Origin of the sequence: Streptomyces sp. NPDC093089 (genome assembly GCF_044754405.1) — a bacterium.
Lineage (GTDB): Bacteria > Actinomycetota > Actinomycetes > Streptomycetales > Streptomycetaceae > Streptomyces.
In genome coordinates this window covers 206,736-222,034 of record NZ_JBIVPA010000002.1, presented here as the reverse complement: position 1 = coordinate 222,034, position 15,299 = coordinate 206,736, and the positions used below count along the sequence as shown (strand labels likewise).

Annotated in this window: 14 protein-coding genes; 6 read left to right on the top strand and 8 right to left on the bottom strand. The window is 74.2% G+C overall.

The features are described 5' to 3' along the window. Positions 1 to 73 precede the first annotated feature (73 nt). Positions 74 to 1,183, bottom strand: a complete 1,110-nt coding sequence (locus ACIQFX_RS04570) for a hypothetical protein (protein WP_402458896.1) — start codon at positions 1,181 to 1,183, stop codon at positions 74 to 76. 72 nt (positions 1,184 to 1,255) lie between these two features. Here ACIQFX_RS04570 and ACIQFX_RS04565 point away from each other — a divergent pair, with 72 nt between their 5' ends. Next, on the top strand, positions 1,256 to 2,410 hold the full coding sequence (locus tag ACIQFX_RS04565) for a cystathionine gamma-synthase (protein WP_402458894.1): 1,155 nt from the start codon (positions 1,256 to 1,258) through the stop codon (positions 2,408 to 2,410). Positions 2,411 to 2,933: 523 nt separating this feature from the next. On the opposite strand, the gene ACIQFX_RS04560 is transcribed toward ACIQFX_RS04565, so the two are convergent. The 3 genes from ACIQFX_RS04560 to ACIQFX_RS04550 form a co-directional block, all read right to left on the bottom strand. Then, a complete protein-coding gene (locus tag ACIQFX_RS04560; protein WP_402458892.1) occupies positions 2,934 to 3,185 on the bottom strand; it encodes a hypothetical protein in 252 nt (83 codons plus the stop codon). After that, positions 3,182 to 3,709 (bottom strand): sigma factor-like helix-turn-helix DNA-binding protein, encoded by a 528-nt coding sequence (locus tag ACIQFX_RS04555; protein WP_402458890.1) that lies wholly within the window; start codon positions 3,707 to 3,709, stop codon positions 3,182 to 3,184. The genes ACIQFX_RS04560 and ACIQFX_RS04555 overlap by 4 nt, the downstream gene beginning before the upstream one ends. A 188-nt stretch (positions 3,710 to 3,897) precedes the next feature. Next, positions 3,898 to 4,497, bottom strand: coding sequence for a MarR family winged helix-turn-helix transcriptional regulator (locus tag ACIQFX_RS04550; protein ID WP_402458888.1), 600 nt, complete (start codon positions 4,495 to 4,497; stop codon positions 3,898 to 3,900). Between the two features lie 148 nt (positions 4,498 to 4,645). Here ACIQFX_RS04550 and ilvA point away from each other — a divergent pair, with 148 nt between their 5' ends. The 3 genes from ilvA to ACIQFX_RS04535 all read left to right on the top strand — a co-directional run bounded on the left by ilvA (position 4,646) and on the right by ACIQFX_RS04535 (position 7,872). Beyond that, on the top strand, positions 4,646 to 5,875 hold the full coding sequence (gene ilvA / locus ACIQFX_RS04545) for a threonine ammonia-lyase (RefSeq protein ID WP_402458886.1): 1,230 nt from the start codon (positions 4,646 to 4,648) through the stop codon (positions 5,873 to 5,875). A 123-nt stretch (positions 5,876 to 5,998) separates the two neighbouring features. Then, positions 5,999 to 7,030 (top strand): ATP-binding cassette domain-containing protein, encoded by a 1,032-nt coding sequence (locus ACIQFX_RS04540; protein ID WP_402458884.1) that lies wholly within the window; start codon positions 5,999 to 6,001, stop codon positions 7,028 to 7,030. Further along, the gene (locus tag ACIQFX_RS04535) at positions 7,027 to 7,872 is read left to right on the top strand and encodes an ABC transporter permease (protein WP_402458882.1); all 846 of its coding nucleotides are present in this window, start codon (positions 7,027 to 7,029) and stop codon (positions 7,870 to 7,872) included. Before ACIQFX_RS04540 ends, ACIQFX_RS04535 begins: the two co-directional genes overlap by 4 nt. 28 nt (positions 7,873 to 7,900) lie before the next feature. Here ACIQFX_RS04535 and ACIQFX_RS04530 read toward each other — a convergent pair whose 3' ends face one another. The 4 genes from ACIQFX_RS04530 to ACIQFX_RS04515 form a co-directional block, all read right to left on the bottom strand. Further along, positions 7,901 to 10,201, bottom strand: a complete 2,301-nt coding sequence (locus tag ACIQFX_RS04530; protein ID WP_402458880.1) for a protein kinase — start codon at positions 10,199 to 10,201, stop codon at positions 7,901 to 7,903. A gap of 4 nt (positions 10,202 to 10,205) precedes the next feature. Continuing rightward, positions 10,206 to 12,761, bottom strand: coding sequence for a PQQ-binding-like beta-propeller repeat protein (locus ACIQFX_RS04525; protein WP_402458878.1), 2,556 nt, complete (start codon positions 12,759 to 12,761; stop codon positions 10,206 to 10,208). Between the two features lie 121 nt (positions 12,762 to 12,882). After that, positions 12,883 to 13,380: a transcription elongation factor GreA gene (gene greA / locus ACIQFX_RS04520; protein ID WP_402458876.1), complete on the bottom strand. Its 498-nt coding sequence runs from the start codon at positions 13,378 to 13,380 to the stop codon at positions 12,883 to 12,885. A 188-nt stretch (positions 13,381 to 13,568) separates the two neighbouring features. Next, on the bottom strand, positions 13,569 to 13,970 hold the full coding sequence (locus ACIQFX_RS04515) for a DUF4307 domain-containing protein (protein ID WP_402458874.1): 402 nt from the start codon (positions 13,968 to 13,970) through the stop codon (positions 13,569 to 13,571). Positions 13,971 to 14,069: 99 nt separating this feature from the next. Here ACIQFX_RS04515 and mca point away from each other — a divergent pair, with 99 nt between their 5' ends. Beyond that, positions 14,070 to 14,951 carry a mycothiol conjugate amidase Mca gene (mca, locus tag ACIQFX_RS04510; protein ID WP_402458872.1) on the top strand — a complete coding sequence of 294 codons (882 nt, stop codon included), beginning with the start codon at positions 14,070 to 14,072 and terminating at the stop codon, positions 14,949 to 14,951. Continuing rightward, positions 14,944 to 15,189, top strand: a complete 246-nt coding sequence (locus ACIQFX_RS04505; protein WP_402458871.1) for a hypothetical protein — start codon at positions 14,944 to 14,946, stop codon at positions 15,187 to 15,189. The genes mca and ACIQFX_RS04505 overlap by 8 nt, the downstream gene beginning before the upstream one ends. Positions 15,190 to 15,299 lie beyond the last annotated feature (110 nt).

Below are 15,299 nucleotides of genomic sequence, written 5' to 3'. Positions count from 1 at the left end.
GGTGGGCCGGAGTATGACCCACCGCACCGACCACCGTCCACACCGTTCCCGCAGGTGGGCCCCGCCGACAGGGCTACCGCGGCAGCGTCGCCGGGCTCCCGCCGTTCGCCTCGTACCCCGCGACCGCCAGGTTCCGGAAGAGCGTGTACATCTCCGCCGGGTCCGCGCTCAGCGTCCACGGCACCGCGCCCACGTGACCGTCGACCCGGACCAGCTGGTGCATGGCCTCGGCCCAGCGCTCGCCCCGCACCAGGAACCAGACGAGCAGGTGGCGCACGTGCGCGAGCATCGGGTCGTCGTGGCGGGCCGAGTGGACCGCGTACAGCGCGCCGTCGACCGCCTTGGCCACGACCGCCGTACGGAAGAAGTCCTGGACGAGGACGACGTCGGGCACGTGCTCGTGCACCGCGAAGAGTGGCAGCGCGGCGAGCAGCGAGCCGCGCGGGGCGCGGGCGGCGGCCGTCGTCGCGAAGTGGTCGGCCTCCTCGCGGGAGCCGTGCCACTTCTCGCACCAGTAGTGCAGCGCCGCCAGGTGCGCGCCCATGTGCTCCGGCGCCCGGTCGATGACCTTCGCCCACACCTGGTCGAACTGCTCGTGGCTGTCACCGAGTCCGCGGGCCACGGCCAGCTCCACGATGTACGGCACGGGGTCGCCGGGCGCGAGCAGCGCGGCCTCGCCGCACACCTTCCGCGCCTCTTCGAGGATGATCCGGAAGTCGTCGCTCCCGGCCGACGAGGAGCGCCAGGCCTGCTGCACCAGGAACTCGGCGTGCACGGCCGCGCCGCCCGGGTCCTTCGGCGCGTCGGCCCGCCACGCCCGCAGCCACGCGCCGCCGACGCCCGGCTTCTCCTGGAGTTCGAGGGAAGCGGCGCCCGCGAAGGCCTGGACGCGCTGCCAGCGCACCTCGCCCGCCTTGTCGGTGCCGGCGAGCAGCTGCGCCGCCGCCCGCCAGTCCTGGGTGGCCTGGACGACGTGGAGCACGTCGAGCAGGTCGTCGTCCGCGCCCGGGAGCCGGACGTCCTGGTCCTCCTGCCGGATGAACCCGTACGCCGCCGGGTCCGCCGCGTCCGGCGCCCCCGGCGCGACCACCGTGATCCCGCCGCCGCCGCGGCGGCGCAGCACGTAGGGGCCGAGGACGGCGAACAGCAGCCCCAGCGCGATCAGGAACCAGAGAATCTCCATGTGTCCATTGTCCAGGACACCCGATGAGACGATCGCGGCGCAGGGGTGTGCACAGGACTACGCTCCTGACCCATGAGCGACCAGCACACCCATCAGAGCTTCGAGACCCGCGCCATCCACGCGGGCAACACCGCCGACCCGCTGACCGGCGCGGTCGTCCCGCCCATCTACCAGGTGTCCACCTACAAGCAGGACGGCGTGGGCGGGCTGCGCGGCGGATACGAGTACAGCCGCAGCGCCAACCCGACGCGCACCGCGCTGGAGGAGAACCTGGCGGCCCTGGAGGGCGGCCGGCGCGGTCTGGCCTTCGCCTCGGGCCTGGCCGCCGAGGACTGCCTGCTGCGCACGCTCCTCGCGCCCGGCGACCACGTCGTCATCCCGAACGACGCCTACGGCGGCACCTTCCGGCTGTTCGCCAAGGTCGTGCAGCGCTGGGGCGTCGACTTCTCGGTGGCGAACACCTCCGACGTCGAGTCGGTGCGGGACGCCGTCAACGACCGCACGAAGCTGATCTGGGTCGAGACCCCGTCGAACCCGCTCCTCGGCATCACCGACATCGAGGCCGTCGCGGGCGTCGCCCGCCAGGCCGGCGTGAAGCTCGTCGTCGACAACACCTTCGCCTCGCCGTACCTCCAGCAGCCGCTGGCGCTCGGCGCGGACGTCGTCGTGCACTCGCTCACCAAGTACATGGGCGGACACTCCGACGTCGTCGGCGGTGCCCTGGTGACGGCCGACGAGGCCCTCGGCGAGGAGCTCGCGTACCACCAGAACGCGATGGGCGCGGTCGCCGGGCCCTTCGACTCGTGGATCGTGCTCCGCGGCATCAAGACCCTCGCCGTGCGCATGGACCGCCACAGCGAGAACGCGGCGAAGATCGTCGAGATGCTGACCCAGCACCCGAAGGTCACCCAGGTCCTCTACCCGGGCCTCCCGGAGCACCCGGGCCACGAGGTCGCGGCCAAGCAGATGCGCTCCTTCGGCGGCATGATCTCCTTCCGCGTGGAGGGCGGCGAGGAGGCGGCGGTCGAGGTCTGCAACCGTGCCGAGCTCTTCACCCTCGGCGAGTCCCTCGGCGGCGTCGAGTCCCTCATCGAGCACCCGGGCCGCATGACGCACGCGAGCGTCGCCGGCTCCGCCCTCGAGGTCCCGGCCGACCTCGTCCGCCTGTCCGTCGGCATCGAGAACGTCGACGACCTCCTCGCGGACCTCCGCCAGGCACTCGGCTAACCACCCCCGAGGCCCGGGCCCCGAGCGGCGCCCGGGCCTCCGAGCGGCGCCCCTTTCACCGCGCCCCGTCCCTCCGCCGTACCCGGCAGCCCCTGCCCCGCGCCCCCTTCGCCCGTACCCGGCAGCCCTGCGCTGCCCCGCGCCCCCTGCGCCGCGCCCCCTGCGCCCGTACCGGCAGCCCCTGCCCCGCGCCCCCTGCGCCCGTACCCGGCAGCCCTGCGCTGCGCGCCGCCCCCTTCGCCGTACCCGACGCAGCCCCTGCGCCGCCCGCCCCGGACCCGTCGACACCGGGCCCCCCGCGAAGGCGCCCGGGCCGCCGCCCCCGCCCCTCCTCCGTGTGGGCAATCGTCCCGCAGGGCGGGACGGGTGGGCACACGGGACGGCGCCCCTTGCCGGGCCCAGGCTTCCGCGCCCCCACCGTCCGCGCCCCGGGCTTTCGCCCTCAGGTTTCCGCACCCCCACCGGCCCCCTGGCTTCCGCCCCCAGGCTTCCGTCCCCCACCGGCCGCCACCGGCCGGCCGCCTCACCAGCCCTCGACCGCCGGCGTCGTCGACGCGGGCGGGGCCTCCCAGGGCCGGGCCGCCGACGCCCACACCACGAAGGCCAGCGCGGCGACCGCGCACACCGCCCACAGCACCCTGCGCGCGGTACGGGCGCGGCGGCGCATCCGGACGCCGCGCGCGGCGGCCCGCAGCGACAGGTCGCCGGGCACCGGGGGGTGCGGGGTGTCGAGCAGCCGCCGCACGGCCGCCTCCCTGTCCCCGTGGCGGCTCACGCGGCGGCCCCCGCGGACCCGGCCCCGCCCTCGCGGCGAGCGACGGCCCCCGGAGCGCCCGCCGTCCCCGGATCGCGCCGCGCGGCGTCCCGGAGCGTGGTGACGGAGCGGGTGCAGACGGCCCGGACGCGCGCCTCGGAGAGGCCGAGCAGGGCCGCGACCTGCTCCTCGGCCACGCCCTCGTACAGCCGGAGGACGACGACGAGCCGTTCCTGCGGGGTGAGGGCGGAGAGCACCCCGCCGTGCCCGCCGTGGTGGCGCCAGGCGGTGCGCGCGAAGCGGGCGGCGAGGTCGCGGCGGGTGAGGTCGTACGGGTCCTCGTCGCGCAGCCGGCCCCACACCGCGTACGTGTGCGCGAGCGCGGCGGTCAGCAGCCCCTGGGCGTGCGGGTTGCGGGCGCGGGTCTCGGCGGTGAGCAGGGTCGCGGTGTGCAGCAGCCGGCCCGCCGCCCCGGCCACGAACGCGTCGAACTCCCGGGTGCGGTAGGCACGTTCGCGATCACGCCCGCTCGGCTGCTGTCCCACGTCCTCATATGAGGACAGCGGGCGGACGGGGTCAAGGGGTCGGCACCCACTCGGTCCGACCCCCGGGTCCCGCCCGGCGCGGCCGCGGCCTCAGGAGGACGTCGTCCCCCCGCCCCGCCCTGGCCAACGCCTACTCGGCCCGGCCAACGCCTACTCGGCCCGGCCGGCGCCCTCGGCCCGGCCGGCGCCTACTCGGCCCCGCCCTCGGCCTCGGCCTCGTCCTCGCCGCCCGACCCGGCCGCGGTCTCCGCCGTCGGAGCCGTGACCGGCTGACCCGCGGCCCCCGTCTGGCCGGCCGGGCCGTGGACCGTGTGCCCCGACTGCCGTGCGGACAAAGCGGTGTTGAAGCGCGTGAGGAGCGTGCAGAAGGACTCCCGCTCGTCCGGCGTCCAGCCCTCGGTCACCTCGACCATCAGCTGGCGGCGCGAGGAGCGGACCTCCTCCAGGCGGGCGAGGCCGCGCGGCGACAGCTGGAGCACGACCGCGCGCCCGTCCTCCGGGTGCGAGGTGCGCTTGACGAGGCCGGTGTCGACGAGCGGCGCGACCTGCCGGGTGACCGTGGACGAGTCGATCCCCATGCCCGCCGCGAGTGCCTTGACGCCCATCGGGCCTTCCTGGTCCAGCCTGTTGAGCAGCAGGTAGGCGGCCCGGTCCATGGAGTTGCGGAGCTGTCCCGTACCGCCGAGGCGGGTCTGCTCGGCCCGGCGGGCGAAGACGGCCACCTGGTGCTGGAGGGCGTCGAGGAGACCGGGGTCGAACTCAGTCGTCATGTCCTGAGATGTGGGCATGGCTGTGGGTCTCTCTCTGCGGGGGTGGTCGGTCGGTGGGGGACAGAGTACGCGGCCCCGACGGGGTCCGTACCGGGGCTGCGCAAACCCGCTGACGCACCTGTCGCCCGGGCGGCCACCAGGGCCGTGAGCTGCGAGACTTGATGTCATGAGCTTCCGTGCGCGATACCCCTTGCACCATCTGATGCTGGACGACGTGCGCGGTGCGCAGAAGATGCTGTCCGGGGTGTCCCGGGTGACCGCCATGGAGGGCAGCCGCCATCTGACGTCCCTGGTCGGGGCGCCGGTCCAGTTCAAGTGCGAGAACCTCCAGCGGACGGGTTCCTTCAAGCTGCGCGGGGCGTACGTGCGGATCGCCGGCCTGCGCCCGGAGGAGCGGGCGGCCGGGGTCGTCGCCGCCTCGGCGGGCAACCACGCGCAGGGCGTCGCGCTCGCGTCGAAGCTGCTCGGCGTGCACGCGACGGTGTTCATGCCGGTCGGCGCCCCGCTGCCGAAGGTCGCGGCGACCCGGGAGTACGGCGCCGACGTCCGGCTGCACGGCCACGTCGTCGACGAGACGCTCGCGGCGGCGGAGCAGTACGCCCGGGAGACCGGCGCGGTCTTCATCCACCCCTTCGACCACCCCGACGTCATCGCGGGCCAGGGCACCGTCGGCCTGGAGATCCTGGAGCAGTGCCCCGAGGTCAGGACGATCCTGGTGGGCATCGGCGGCGGCGGTCTCGCGGCCGGCATCGGGCTCGCCGTGAAGTCGCTGCGCCCGGACGTGAAGGTGATCGGCGTCCAGGCGGAGGGCGCGGCCGCCTACCCGCCCTCGCTGGCCGCCGGACATCCGGTGGTGATCGAGTCGCCGGTGACGATGGCGGACGGGATCAAGGTGGGGCGGCCGGGCGACGTGCCGTTCTCGCTGGTCCAGGAGTACGTGGACGAGGTCCGCACGGTGTCCGAGGACGCCCTCTCCTCCGCCCTCCTGCTCTGCCTGGAGCGGGCGAAGCTGGTCGTCGAACCGGCCGGCGCCAGCCCGGTGGCGGCCCTGCTCAGCGACCCGAAGGCCTTCCAGGGGCCGGTGGTCGCGGTCCTGTCCGGCGGCAACGTCGACCCGCTGCTCCTCCAGCGCATCCTGCGGCACGGCATGGCCGCCGCCGGCCGCTACCTCAGCCTGCGGCTGCGCGTGACGGACCGGCCGGGCGCGCTCGCGACCCTGCTCGCCGTCCTGAGCGCGGTCGACGCGAACGTCCTGGACGTCAGCCACGTGCGCACCGATCCGCGCCTCGGGCTGACCGAGGCGGAGGTCGACCTGCACCTGGAGACCAAGGGCCCGGAGCACTGCCGGGAGGTCGAGGAGGCGCTCAGGGACGCCGGGTACACGGTCCTCGGCTGACCCGTACCGCTCCCCGCACCCCCCCGGTGATCGTGTGGCGCCGGTCACGAATTCACTGGGCGTGGGGTGCCCCGCCCGCCTAGGATCGGACGGAAACGCCCGAATCTCCCCGGGAGAATTCCTATGCCAGGCGCGATCTACGCCGAGGGTCTGGTGAAGACCTTCGGCGACGTACGAGCACTGGACGGCGTCGACCTCGACGTGCCCGAAGGCACCGTCCTGGGCCTGCTCGGCCCGAACGGCGCGGGAAAGACCACGGCCGTGCGCGTCCTGACGACGCTGCTCCGGCCCGACAGCGGCCGGGCCCTCGTCGCCGGGATCGACGTCCTCAAGCACCCCAACGAGGTCCGCCGCTCGATCGGCCTGTCCGGCCAGTTCGCGGCCGTCGACGAGTACCTCACCGGCCGCGAGAACCTCCAGATGGTCGGTCAGCTCTACCAGATGAGGGCGAAGGCGGCGAAGGAGCGGGCCGGTGAACTCCTGGACCGGTTCCACCTCGCCGACGCCGCCGACCGCCCCGCCAGGACGTACTCCGGCGGCATGCGCCGCCGCCTCGACCTCGCCGCGGCCCTGGTCGTCTCCCCGCCGGTCATGTTCATGGACGAGCCGACCACCGGCCTCGACCCCCGCAACCGGCAGGCCCTCTGGGACGTCATCAAGGAGCTCGTCGCGGGCGGTACGACCCTGCTCCTCACCACCCAGTACCTGGAGGAGGCCGACCACCTCGCCCACGACATCTGCGTCGTCGACCACGGCAAGGTCATCGCGCGCGGCACCGCCGACCAGCTCAAGGCCCAGACGGGCGGCGAGCGCGTCGAGGTCGTCGTCCAGCAGCCCGAGATGATCGGCGGCGCCCGGGAGGTCCTCGCCCGCTACGGCATCGCGGGACCCGGCCACGGCGAGGTGTCCGTGGAGGACCACATCCGCAAGCTCACCGTCCCCGTCGCCGGCGGCGCGAAGCTGCTCGCCGAGGTCATCCGCGACCTGGACGCCGTCGGCGTCGAGATCGACGACATCGGCCTGCGCCGCCCCACCCTCGACGACGTCTTCCTCGCCCTCACCGGCCACGCGGCCGAGCGCGGCGAAGAGGAGGAGGGCGGCGCGGCGGACCCCGCCGGCAGGAGCCGGAAGGACCGGAAGGAGAAGGCCTCGTGACCTCCCTGACCGACACCGCCGCGGCCCCGAAGCCGCGCGGAGGCATCGCCCAGTCGATCAACGACTCGCTGGTCGTCACCAAGCGCAACCTGATCCGGATGACCCGGATCCCGGAGATGGTCATCTTCGGGCTCATCCAGCCCGTGATGTTCGTGGTCCTCTTCAGCTACGTCTTCGGCGGCTCGATGAGCGTCGGCGGCAACACGGACCCCGCGGTCTACCGCGAGTTCCTGATGGCAGGCATCTTCGCCCAGACCGTCACCTTCGCCACCGCCGGAGCGGGCGCCGGGATCGCCGACGACATGCACAAGGGCCTCGTCGACCGCTTCCGCTCCCTGCCGATGGCCCGCGGCGCCGTCCTCACCGGCCGCACCCTCGCCGACCTCGTCCAGACCGCGCTGACCGTCGTGGTCCTCGCGATCGTCGGCCTCCTGGTCGGCTGGCGCATCCACAACGGCATCCCCAAGGCCCTCGGCGCCTTCGCCCTGCTCCTCCTACTCGGCTACGCCTTCTCGTGGATCGGCGCCCTCATCGGGCTCTCGGTCCGCACCCCCGAGGCCGCCACCTCCGGCGGCCTGATCTGGCTCTTCCCGGTCACCTTCGTGTCCAACGCCTTCGTCGACCCCAGCATGATGGCCTCCTGGATCCGCCCGATCGCCGAATGGAACCCCTTCAGCGCCACCGTCCAGGCCTGCCGCGAACTCTTCGGCAACCCGGGCGTCGTCCAGTCCGACGCCTGGCCGATGCAGCACGCGGTCTGGGCGTCGATCATCTGGTCGGTCCTGATCGTCGTGGTCTTCCGCAGCCTGTCGGTGCGGAAGTACCGCTCGGCGACGGTGTGAGCCCCGGCCTCCCCCCGGCCCGAGAGGGTCAGGGGAGGTAGGCGGAGAGGACGAGGCCGTCGGGCAGGGCGAGGAAGACCGCGCCTCCGGCGGCCAGCGCGTCCCCGCCCGACTGCGGAGTGGGGGCGCCGTCCGGGGGGTTGGGGCGGTACTCGCCGATGTCGTCGTCGGTGGCGGGACCGGACACCGGATAGGTCACCACCCGCTCCTCCGACACGGCCACGACCCGGTTCCCGGCGAAGTACACCCGGTCCATCGAGGTCCCCGCCTCCGCCCGCCACCGCTCCCGCCCGGTCCCCAGGTCGTACGTGACCAGGTCCCCGGTGCCGTCGACCAGCGCGACGAGGCCGTCCGCGCGCACGGCCGGCCCGGCCGTGGCCCTGCCCCCGCCGCCGCCCAGGGTGCGCAGCGGCTTCAGCGTGCGGGCGTCGAGGACCGCGACCGACCCGTCCGCGCCGCCCGCGCACAGGACACTGCCGCTCTTCCCGTGCACGGCGAAGGTGTTGCAGTCCGCCCGCACCCGGATCGGGTTCCGTCCCGTGCCGGCGTCGAACGCCACCGACTCGTCCGAGCCGAACGCGACGAGCACCTTCCCCGCGCCCACGACGAGTTCCTCCGGCACCCCGTCGAGCGGCGCGCTCCACAGCCGCGCGCGGTCCTTGAGCCGCACGGCGGTGACGAGCCCGGTGCCCTCCTTCCGGATGCCGAAGTACGTCGAGTACAGGACGCCGTCGACGAGATCGGTGTGCTTGATGCCCCAGTCGCCCTCCGGGCCCGGGATCCGGCCCCTCGCCCTGCCGTCGGCGAGCCCGTAGACGGCGACCCCGTTCATGTCCGTCACGTACACGGCGTCGTCGACGACCGCCGGGTACTTGGGCCCGCTGAGGTCGCTCCCGGCCTGGGCGGGCACCTTCCACACCTCCTTGCCGTCCGCCGCGCCGAGACCGGTCACCGACCCGGCGTTGCCGGGGCACACCAGCACCTTCGGCGAGAGGGCGCAGGCGCCGACCCCCGGATCCACCTCGGCGGTCCAGGGCGCCCAGCCGGCCGGGCGGGAGGCGCGGTCCGTGCCGGCCCCGCCGAAGTCGTTGGTGCGGCCGGCGGAGCCGTACGGCAGGACGAGCCCGCTGAGCGCGGCGGGGGCCGAGGCGCCGGGTCCGGCGCTCGTGCTGCTGCCGGGCGGCGACCCGGCGGCCCCGCCGGTGGTCGTGCCGCCCTCCCCGCCGCCCCGGTTCAGGAGCACCACGCCCACCGTCGCCACCACGGCCACCGCCACCGCGCCCGCCACGACCGCGCCCCAGGGGCGGCGCCGGACCGGAGCGGCCGGTACCACCGGCCGGTCGGTCATGGCCGTGGGGGAGTACGGGACCACCGGGCCGAGCGTCGGCAGGTCCGCCACGCCCGCGCCGGAGGCCGCCGCCTCCCCGACGCTCCGGGCCGCCTCCCCGTACTCGGCGAGCAGCGACAGCACCCCGCCGGGCCAGGGGAAGACCTCGGGCGCCTCCCCGCCGCCGAGGAGCGCGACCAGCTCCGCCGCCGACGGCCGCCCGGCCGGGTCGAGCCGCAGGCAGCGCTCCACCACCGGACGCAACTCGTCGGGCACGCCCGCAAGTTCGGCCTCGGCCCGGCTGATCCGGTAGATCACCGCGGCCATCTCGTCGTCGTGGAACGGCCCTCTGCCGCTCGCCGCGAACGCGAGCACCGCGCCCAGGCAGAACACGTCGGAGGCCGGCACCACCGCCCGGCTCCCCACCAGGTGCTCCGGCGACATGAACCCGGGCGAGCCCACCACCAGACCGGTCGACGTCAGCGCCGTCGCCTCGAAGGCCTGCGCGATGCCGAAGTCGATGAGCTTCGGCCCCGCCGCGCCGAGCAGCACGTTCGCCGGTTTGAGGTCCCGGTGCAGCACCTCCACCCCGTGCACCTCGGCCAGCGCCCCGGCGAGCGCGGCCCCGAGGGCCCGCACGGAGGCCGGGGGCAGCGCCCCGGACCGTACGACGGCCTCCGCGAGCGACGGCCCGGGCACGTACTCCGTCGCCAGCCACGGCGACGGCGCGTCGGCGTCCGCGTCCACGAGCCGCGCCACCCCGGGCCCGTCCACCGTCCGCGCCGCGGCGATCTCCCGCCGGAACCGGGTCCGGAAGTCCGCGTCGACCTCCAGCTCCTCCCGCACGGTCTTCACCGCGACCATCCGGTGCGGGTCGGCCGTCGGCGCGTCCGCCCGGCACGCGAGGTGCACCTCGCCCATGCCGCCCGCGCCGATGCGGGCGAGCAGCCGGTAGGGGCCGACGAGACGCGGGGGCTGCCCGGCGGGCATCGCTTCCAGCACCGGACTACTCCTTCTCGCGGGGGAGTTCGACGGCGGCGACGACGCCCTTGTCGAAGACGACGTACGCGATGCCGCCGACGGGCAGCACCTCCGGCTCCCGGATCTGCTTGGCGACGAACTCGCCGTAGTTCGGGTCGTAGTCCTCCTCCTCGGCCCGCGCACCGGGTGCCCCCGGGACCGGCGTGACCTCGATCCCGCCCGGCTTGCCGTCCGCGCCGAGCCGCACGGTGTAGAGGGACGAGTAGTCGGCGTACACGACCTGATCGCCCGCGAGCAGCGGCGACGACCACGTCTGGGCCAGTCCCGCGGGGGCCGCCTTCAGGGGGAAGGAGGCGAGCGTCTCGCCGGTGCGCGGGTCGAGGATCCGCAGGCCCTTGTCCCAGGCGACGACGGTGTGCGGGCCGATCGCCGTGGGCGCGGCCTTGCCGAGCGGGCCGGGCAGCGTCGCCTTCGACGCGAGGGTGCGGGCGTCGAGCAGGTGCAGCGCGGTGTCCGTGTCGGCGCCGAACCCGTCACCGGCGCAGTAGGCCGAAGCGCCGAGCACCTGCACGGTCTCGCACGCCTTCGTGTCCGGGTCCGCCTGGCCGAGCTGCGTGCCCTTCCTGCCGTCGTAGGCCACGAGCCCGCCCTGGCTGAGGGCGTAGACGACGCCCCGGGCGTAGGCCACGGGTTCGTACGCCTTGCGCTCGGCGTAGGAGATCTGGCCGTTGGTGAGCTCCTTCGACCAGAGCCGTCGCCCGTCGGCCAGGGAGAACGCCGTCAGCGCGGCCCGTACCCAGTCGACGTCCTCCGCCACCTCCGTCGCCGCGAAGACGATCCCGTCCGCGACCACGGGCCGGGTGGCCCAGAACCCCTGCGGGCCCTGGGCCGGCTTCTGCCAGCGCACCGCCCCCGTGCGCGCGTCGCGCACCTGGAGGGTGCGCCCGGCGACCAGGACGACGCTTTCCCCGTGGACGGTGGGGCGGGTGGCGCTGCCGGCCGCGAGGGGGTACCCGTGCGGGCTGACGTACGTCTCGCCCGGCGTGTCCACGGGCCGCCCGACGTCCCACAGCTTCTTCCCGCTCGCCGGGTCCAGCGCCTCGTACCGCCCGTCCGTCGTCCGGCAGACCAGCACCTTCTCGCCGGCCGAGCAGCCGAACGCAGGAGCGGTCAGCTTCGTGTGCCAGGACTTCCAGCCGGCCGGCCGCTGGGCGGCGTTCTGCGGGACGACCCCGGAGGCGTCGGCGAGGCCCCGGTCGTCGACGCCCGGGACGCGGGGTGCGGCGGGCGGGGCGGCCTTGGCGGGGGCCTGCGGCTTCTTCCCCGGCTCCGGCCACAGCAGGTACGTGCCGACGCCGCCGGCCACGACGGCGAGGGCGAGCACGGCGGCGACGACCCGCCCCCGCCGCCGGCGGCGCGGGGGTGCGGCGGGCGGGGCGACGGGCGCCTGGGTCGGTACGGAGTGCAGGCCGGGGAAGGCCGGGGTGACGACGGGCCCGGCCGCGGGCGCCGCCTCCAGGAGCGGCCCGCCCGAGGCCACCAGCTGGGCGAGCTCCCGCCCGTACTCGCCGATGTGCTCGCGTACGCCCTCCGGCCACGGGAAGACCTTCGCCGGGACGCCGGGCGCGAGCAGCTCCGCGAGCCGCTCCGGCGTCGGCCGGGCCTCCGGGTCGCGGGCCAGGCAGGCGGCGACGGTCCCGCGCAGCTCGTCCGGCACCCGGCCCAGGTCGGCCTCGGCCTCCGAGACGCGGTGGAGGACGGCGGCCAGCGGCCCGTCGCCGAACGGGTCCTCGCCGGTCGCCGCGTAGCAGAGGAGCGAGCCGAGGCAGAAGACGTCGGACGCGGCGGTCACGCGCCGGGCCCCGGCCACGTGCTCCGGGGACATGAAGGACGGCGTGCCGACCATCAGCCCGGTGGAGGTCATGGTGGTGGCGGTGCTGCTGCGGGCGATGCCGAAGTCGATGAGGCGGGGGCCGTCGACGGAGAGCATGACGTTGCCCGGCTTCAGGTCCCGGTGCAGGACCCCGGCCCGGTGCAGGTCGGCCAGGGCCCGCGCGACGTCCGCGCCGAGCGCCCGCACGGCGGCGACGGGCAGCCCGCCGCCGCGCCGCACGGCCTGGGCGAGGCTGGGCCCGGGCACGTACGCGGTGGCCAGCCAGGGCACCTCCGCGTCGGCGTCGCCGCCGACGGGCGCGGCCGCGTACGGGCTGTCGACGAGCCCGGCGATCCTGATCTCGCGCCGGAAGCGGTCCCGGAACGCAGGGTCCCCGGCCACGTCGCGCCGGACGGTCTTCACGGCGACGAAGACGCCGGTCACGGGCCGACCGGCACCGGAGCCCCCGGCCCCCGACCCGGCCCCGGCTTCCGACTCGCCCCCGGCCCCCGACCCGGCCCCCGACGCGGACTTCGACCCGGCGTCCGATCCGGCGTCCGGCCCGGTCCCGCCCCCCGTCCCCGCCGGTTCGGCGGCCCGCCCGAGGAACACCTCGCCCATGCCGCCGGCGCCGAGCCGGGCGAGTACCTCGTACGGTCCGATCTGTCGTGGCGCGCCCTCGCGCAGCGGTCCCAGCACCTCGTCCATCCCCCCTGCAGACGTGTGACGTGTGACGTGTGTGACGCGACGTCAGGCGGCATCATTGCATGTGCATGCAGCACGAAGGGCCGGCCCCGGTGGGGCCGGCCCTTCGTGGAAGGAGTGCGGATCAGCCGCTGTACGGCTTGGCGCTGAGGATCTTCACCGTGGCCTTCTTGCCGTTCGGCAGCTCGTACTCCGCGTCGTCGCCGGCCTTCCTGCCGTTGACGCCGACGCCGAGCGGCGACTGCGGCGAGTAGGTCTCGATGTCGCCGCTCGCGTACTCGCGGGAGGCGAGCAGGAAGGTCATCGTGTCGTCCTCGTCGCCGTCGAAGGCGATCGTCACGACCATGCCGGGCTCGACGACACCGTCGTCCGCCGGCGCCTCGCCGACCTTGGCGTGCTGGAGCAGCTGGGTGAGCTGGCGGACCCGGAGCTCCTGCTTGCCCTGCTCCTCCTTGGCCGCGTGGTACCCGCCGTTCTCGCGCAGGTCGCCCTCTTCGCGCGCCGCGGCGATCTTGGTCGCGATCTCGGTACGCGCGGGACCAGACAGGTACTCAAGCTCGTCCTTGAGCTTGTTGTACGCCTCCTGGGTGAGCCAGGTGACGTTGTCGCTGGTCTGGGTCACAGGTGCTCCTCGTAGGTACTGGGAATACAAAGCATCGCCCTACACGGAATGCATGGCGTCCCGGGTGGGCGAAAGCACGAGCCTAACAATGAGTGGCGAAAAGCGGGAGGACATAAAACATCAGGATGGCGTCACCCCAGGTCACGATGGTGACCCGCCGGGACTCGTCACCCGCTCCCTACCCACCGCTACGGCGCCGTACACCCGATCAGCTCGGCGCTGGTCGCGCGGGCGGTGGTGCGGAGCGAGACGACGGTGTCGACGCGGGTGGCGGGATCGTCGATCCGGACGTCCTTGCGGGCCACCTCGGCCCCGTCCTCGGAGCGGGAGCGCAGGGTGCAGACGCCCTCGACGCCCTCGTCCTTGCGGACCTCCAGGTGGACCTGGACCTCGGTGTCGCTCACCACGTCGAACTTGATCATCTCGCCGCTGATCTTGTTGTCGACGACGTAGTGCCAGCCGAACCAGCCCATCAGCGCGAGGAAGAGGACACCGAGCACGGCGCCGACGATCCTGAGCTTGCGGTCGGCCCGCTCGTCCGCGGAGCGCCCGTAGCGCCCCTCGGGCAGCTGCTCTCGCACCGCGCTCATGATCGATCCTCTCGAAGCCGGGGGTGGCGGAATTTTCGCTCCCCCGATTCCGTCACTATAGAGAACCTGGCTCCGCGTCGAATCACTGAGGATCGAGTCTTGACTGAGCAGCTGCGACTGATGGCCGTTCACGCCCACCCCGACGACGAGTCGAGCAAGGGTGCGGCGACGATGGCCAAGTACGTGTCCGAGGGGGTGGACGTCATCGTGGTGACGTGCACGGGCGGCGAGCGCGGCTCGGTCCTGAACCCCCGGCTTCAGGGCGACCCCTACATCGAGGAGAACATCCACGAGGTCCGCCGCAAGGAGATGGACGAGGCCCGCGCGATCCTCGGCGTCTCCCAGGAGTGGCTCGGCTTCGTCGACTCGGGCCTGCCCGAGGGCGACCCGCTGCCCCCGCTGCCGGAGGGCTGCTTCGCCCTGGAGGACGTGGACACCGCCGCCGGCGAGCTGGTCCGCAAGATCCGCTCCTTCCGTCCGCAGGTCGTCACGACCTACGACGAGAACGGCGGCTACCCGCACCCCGACCACATCATGACCCACAAGATCACGATGGTGGCCTTCGACGGCGCGGCCGACGCGGAGAAGTACCCCGAGGACGAGTTCGGCCCGGTCTGGCAGCCCCTGAAGCTCTACTACAACCAGGGCTTCAACCTCCCCCGCACCACCGCCCTCCACGAGGCGCTCATCGGACGCGGCCTGGAGTCCCCCTACGCGGAGTGGATCGACCGCATGAAGGAGTTCGAGCGCAAGCCCCGCACGCTGACCACCTTCGTGCCCTGCGCCGACTTCTTCGAGACCCGCGACAAGGCCCTGCTCGCCCACCGCACCCAGATCGACCCCGACGGCGGCTGGTTCCGGGTCCCGCTGGAGATCCAGAAGGAGGTCTGGCCGACGGAGGAGTACGAGCTCAGCAAGGCGCTGGTCCCGACCTCCCTCCCCGAGGAAGATCTCTTCGCGGGCATCCGCGACAATGCCTGACATGAGCGCACACCTGGCACTGACCCAGCTTGTCCCCTTCGCCGCCGAAGAGCTGGACAAGAACAAGGTGACCCCCGGCGTCCTCGGCTTCGTCGTCTTCGCGGTCCTGGCCCTCGCGGTCTGGATGCTGATGAAGTCGATGAACCGGCACATGGGCAAGGTCTCCTTCGAGGAGGCTCCCGACCCGGACGCCGACGGCACCACCCCGGCCACGCCGACGGGCACCGCCGCCAAGTGACCGCACCGCCCCCGGCCCGTACCCCACCGGTACGGGCCGGGGCGGTTCCGCGCGGACACCCGGGGCACACGCCCCGCCCGACCGGGCCGGGAGCGGCCCGACAAGGCAGC

Coding starts and splice junctions, on each gene's coding strand:
- ACIQFX_RS04550 (WP_402458888.1), bottom strand. CDS start 4,497: ATGCCCACATCTCAGGACATGACGACTGAGTTCGACCCCGGTCTCCTC.
- ACIQFX_RS04540 (WP_402458884.1), top strand. CDS start 5,999: ATGCCAGGCGCGATCTACGCCGAGGGTCTGGTGAAGACCTTCGGCGAC.
- ACIQFX_RS04505 (WP_402458871.1), top strand. CDS start 14,944: ATGCCTGACATGAGCGCACACCTGGCACTGACCCAGCTTGTCCCCTTC.
- ACIQFX_RS04515 (WP_402458874.1), bottom strand. CDS start 13,970: ATGAGCGCGGTGCGAGAGCAGCTGCCCGAGGGGCGCTACGGGCGCTCC.
- ACIQFX_RS04570 (WP_402458896.1), bottom strand. CDS start 1,183: ATGGAGATTCTCTGGTTCCTGATCGCGCTGGGGCTGCTGTTCGCCGTC.
- ACIQFX_RS04525 (WP_402458878.1), bottom strand. CDS start 12,761: ATGGACGAGGTGCTGGGACCGCTGCGCGAGGGCGCGCCACGACAGATC.
- ilvA (WP_402458886.1), top strand. CDS start 4,646: ATGAGCTTCCGTGCGCGATACCCCTTGCACCATCTGATGCTGGACGAC.
- ACIQFX_RS04565 (WP_402458894.1), top strand. CDS start 1,256: ATGAGCGACCAGCACACCCATCAGAGCTTCGAGACCCGCGCCATCCAC.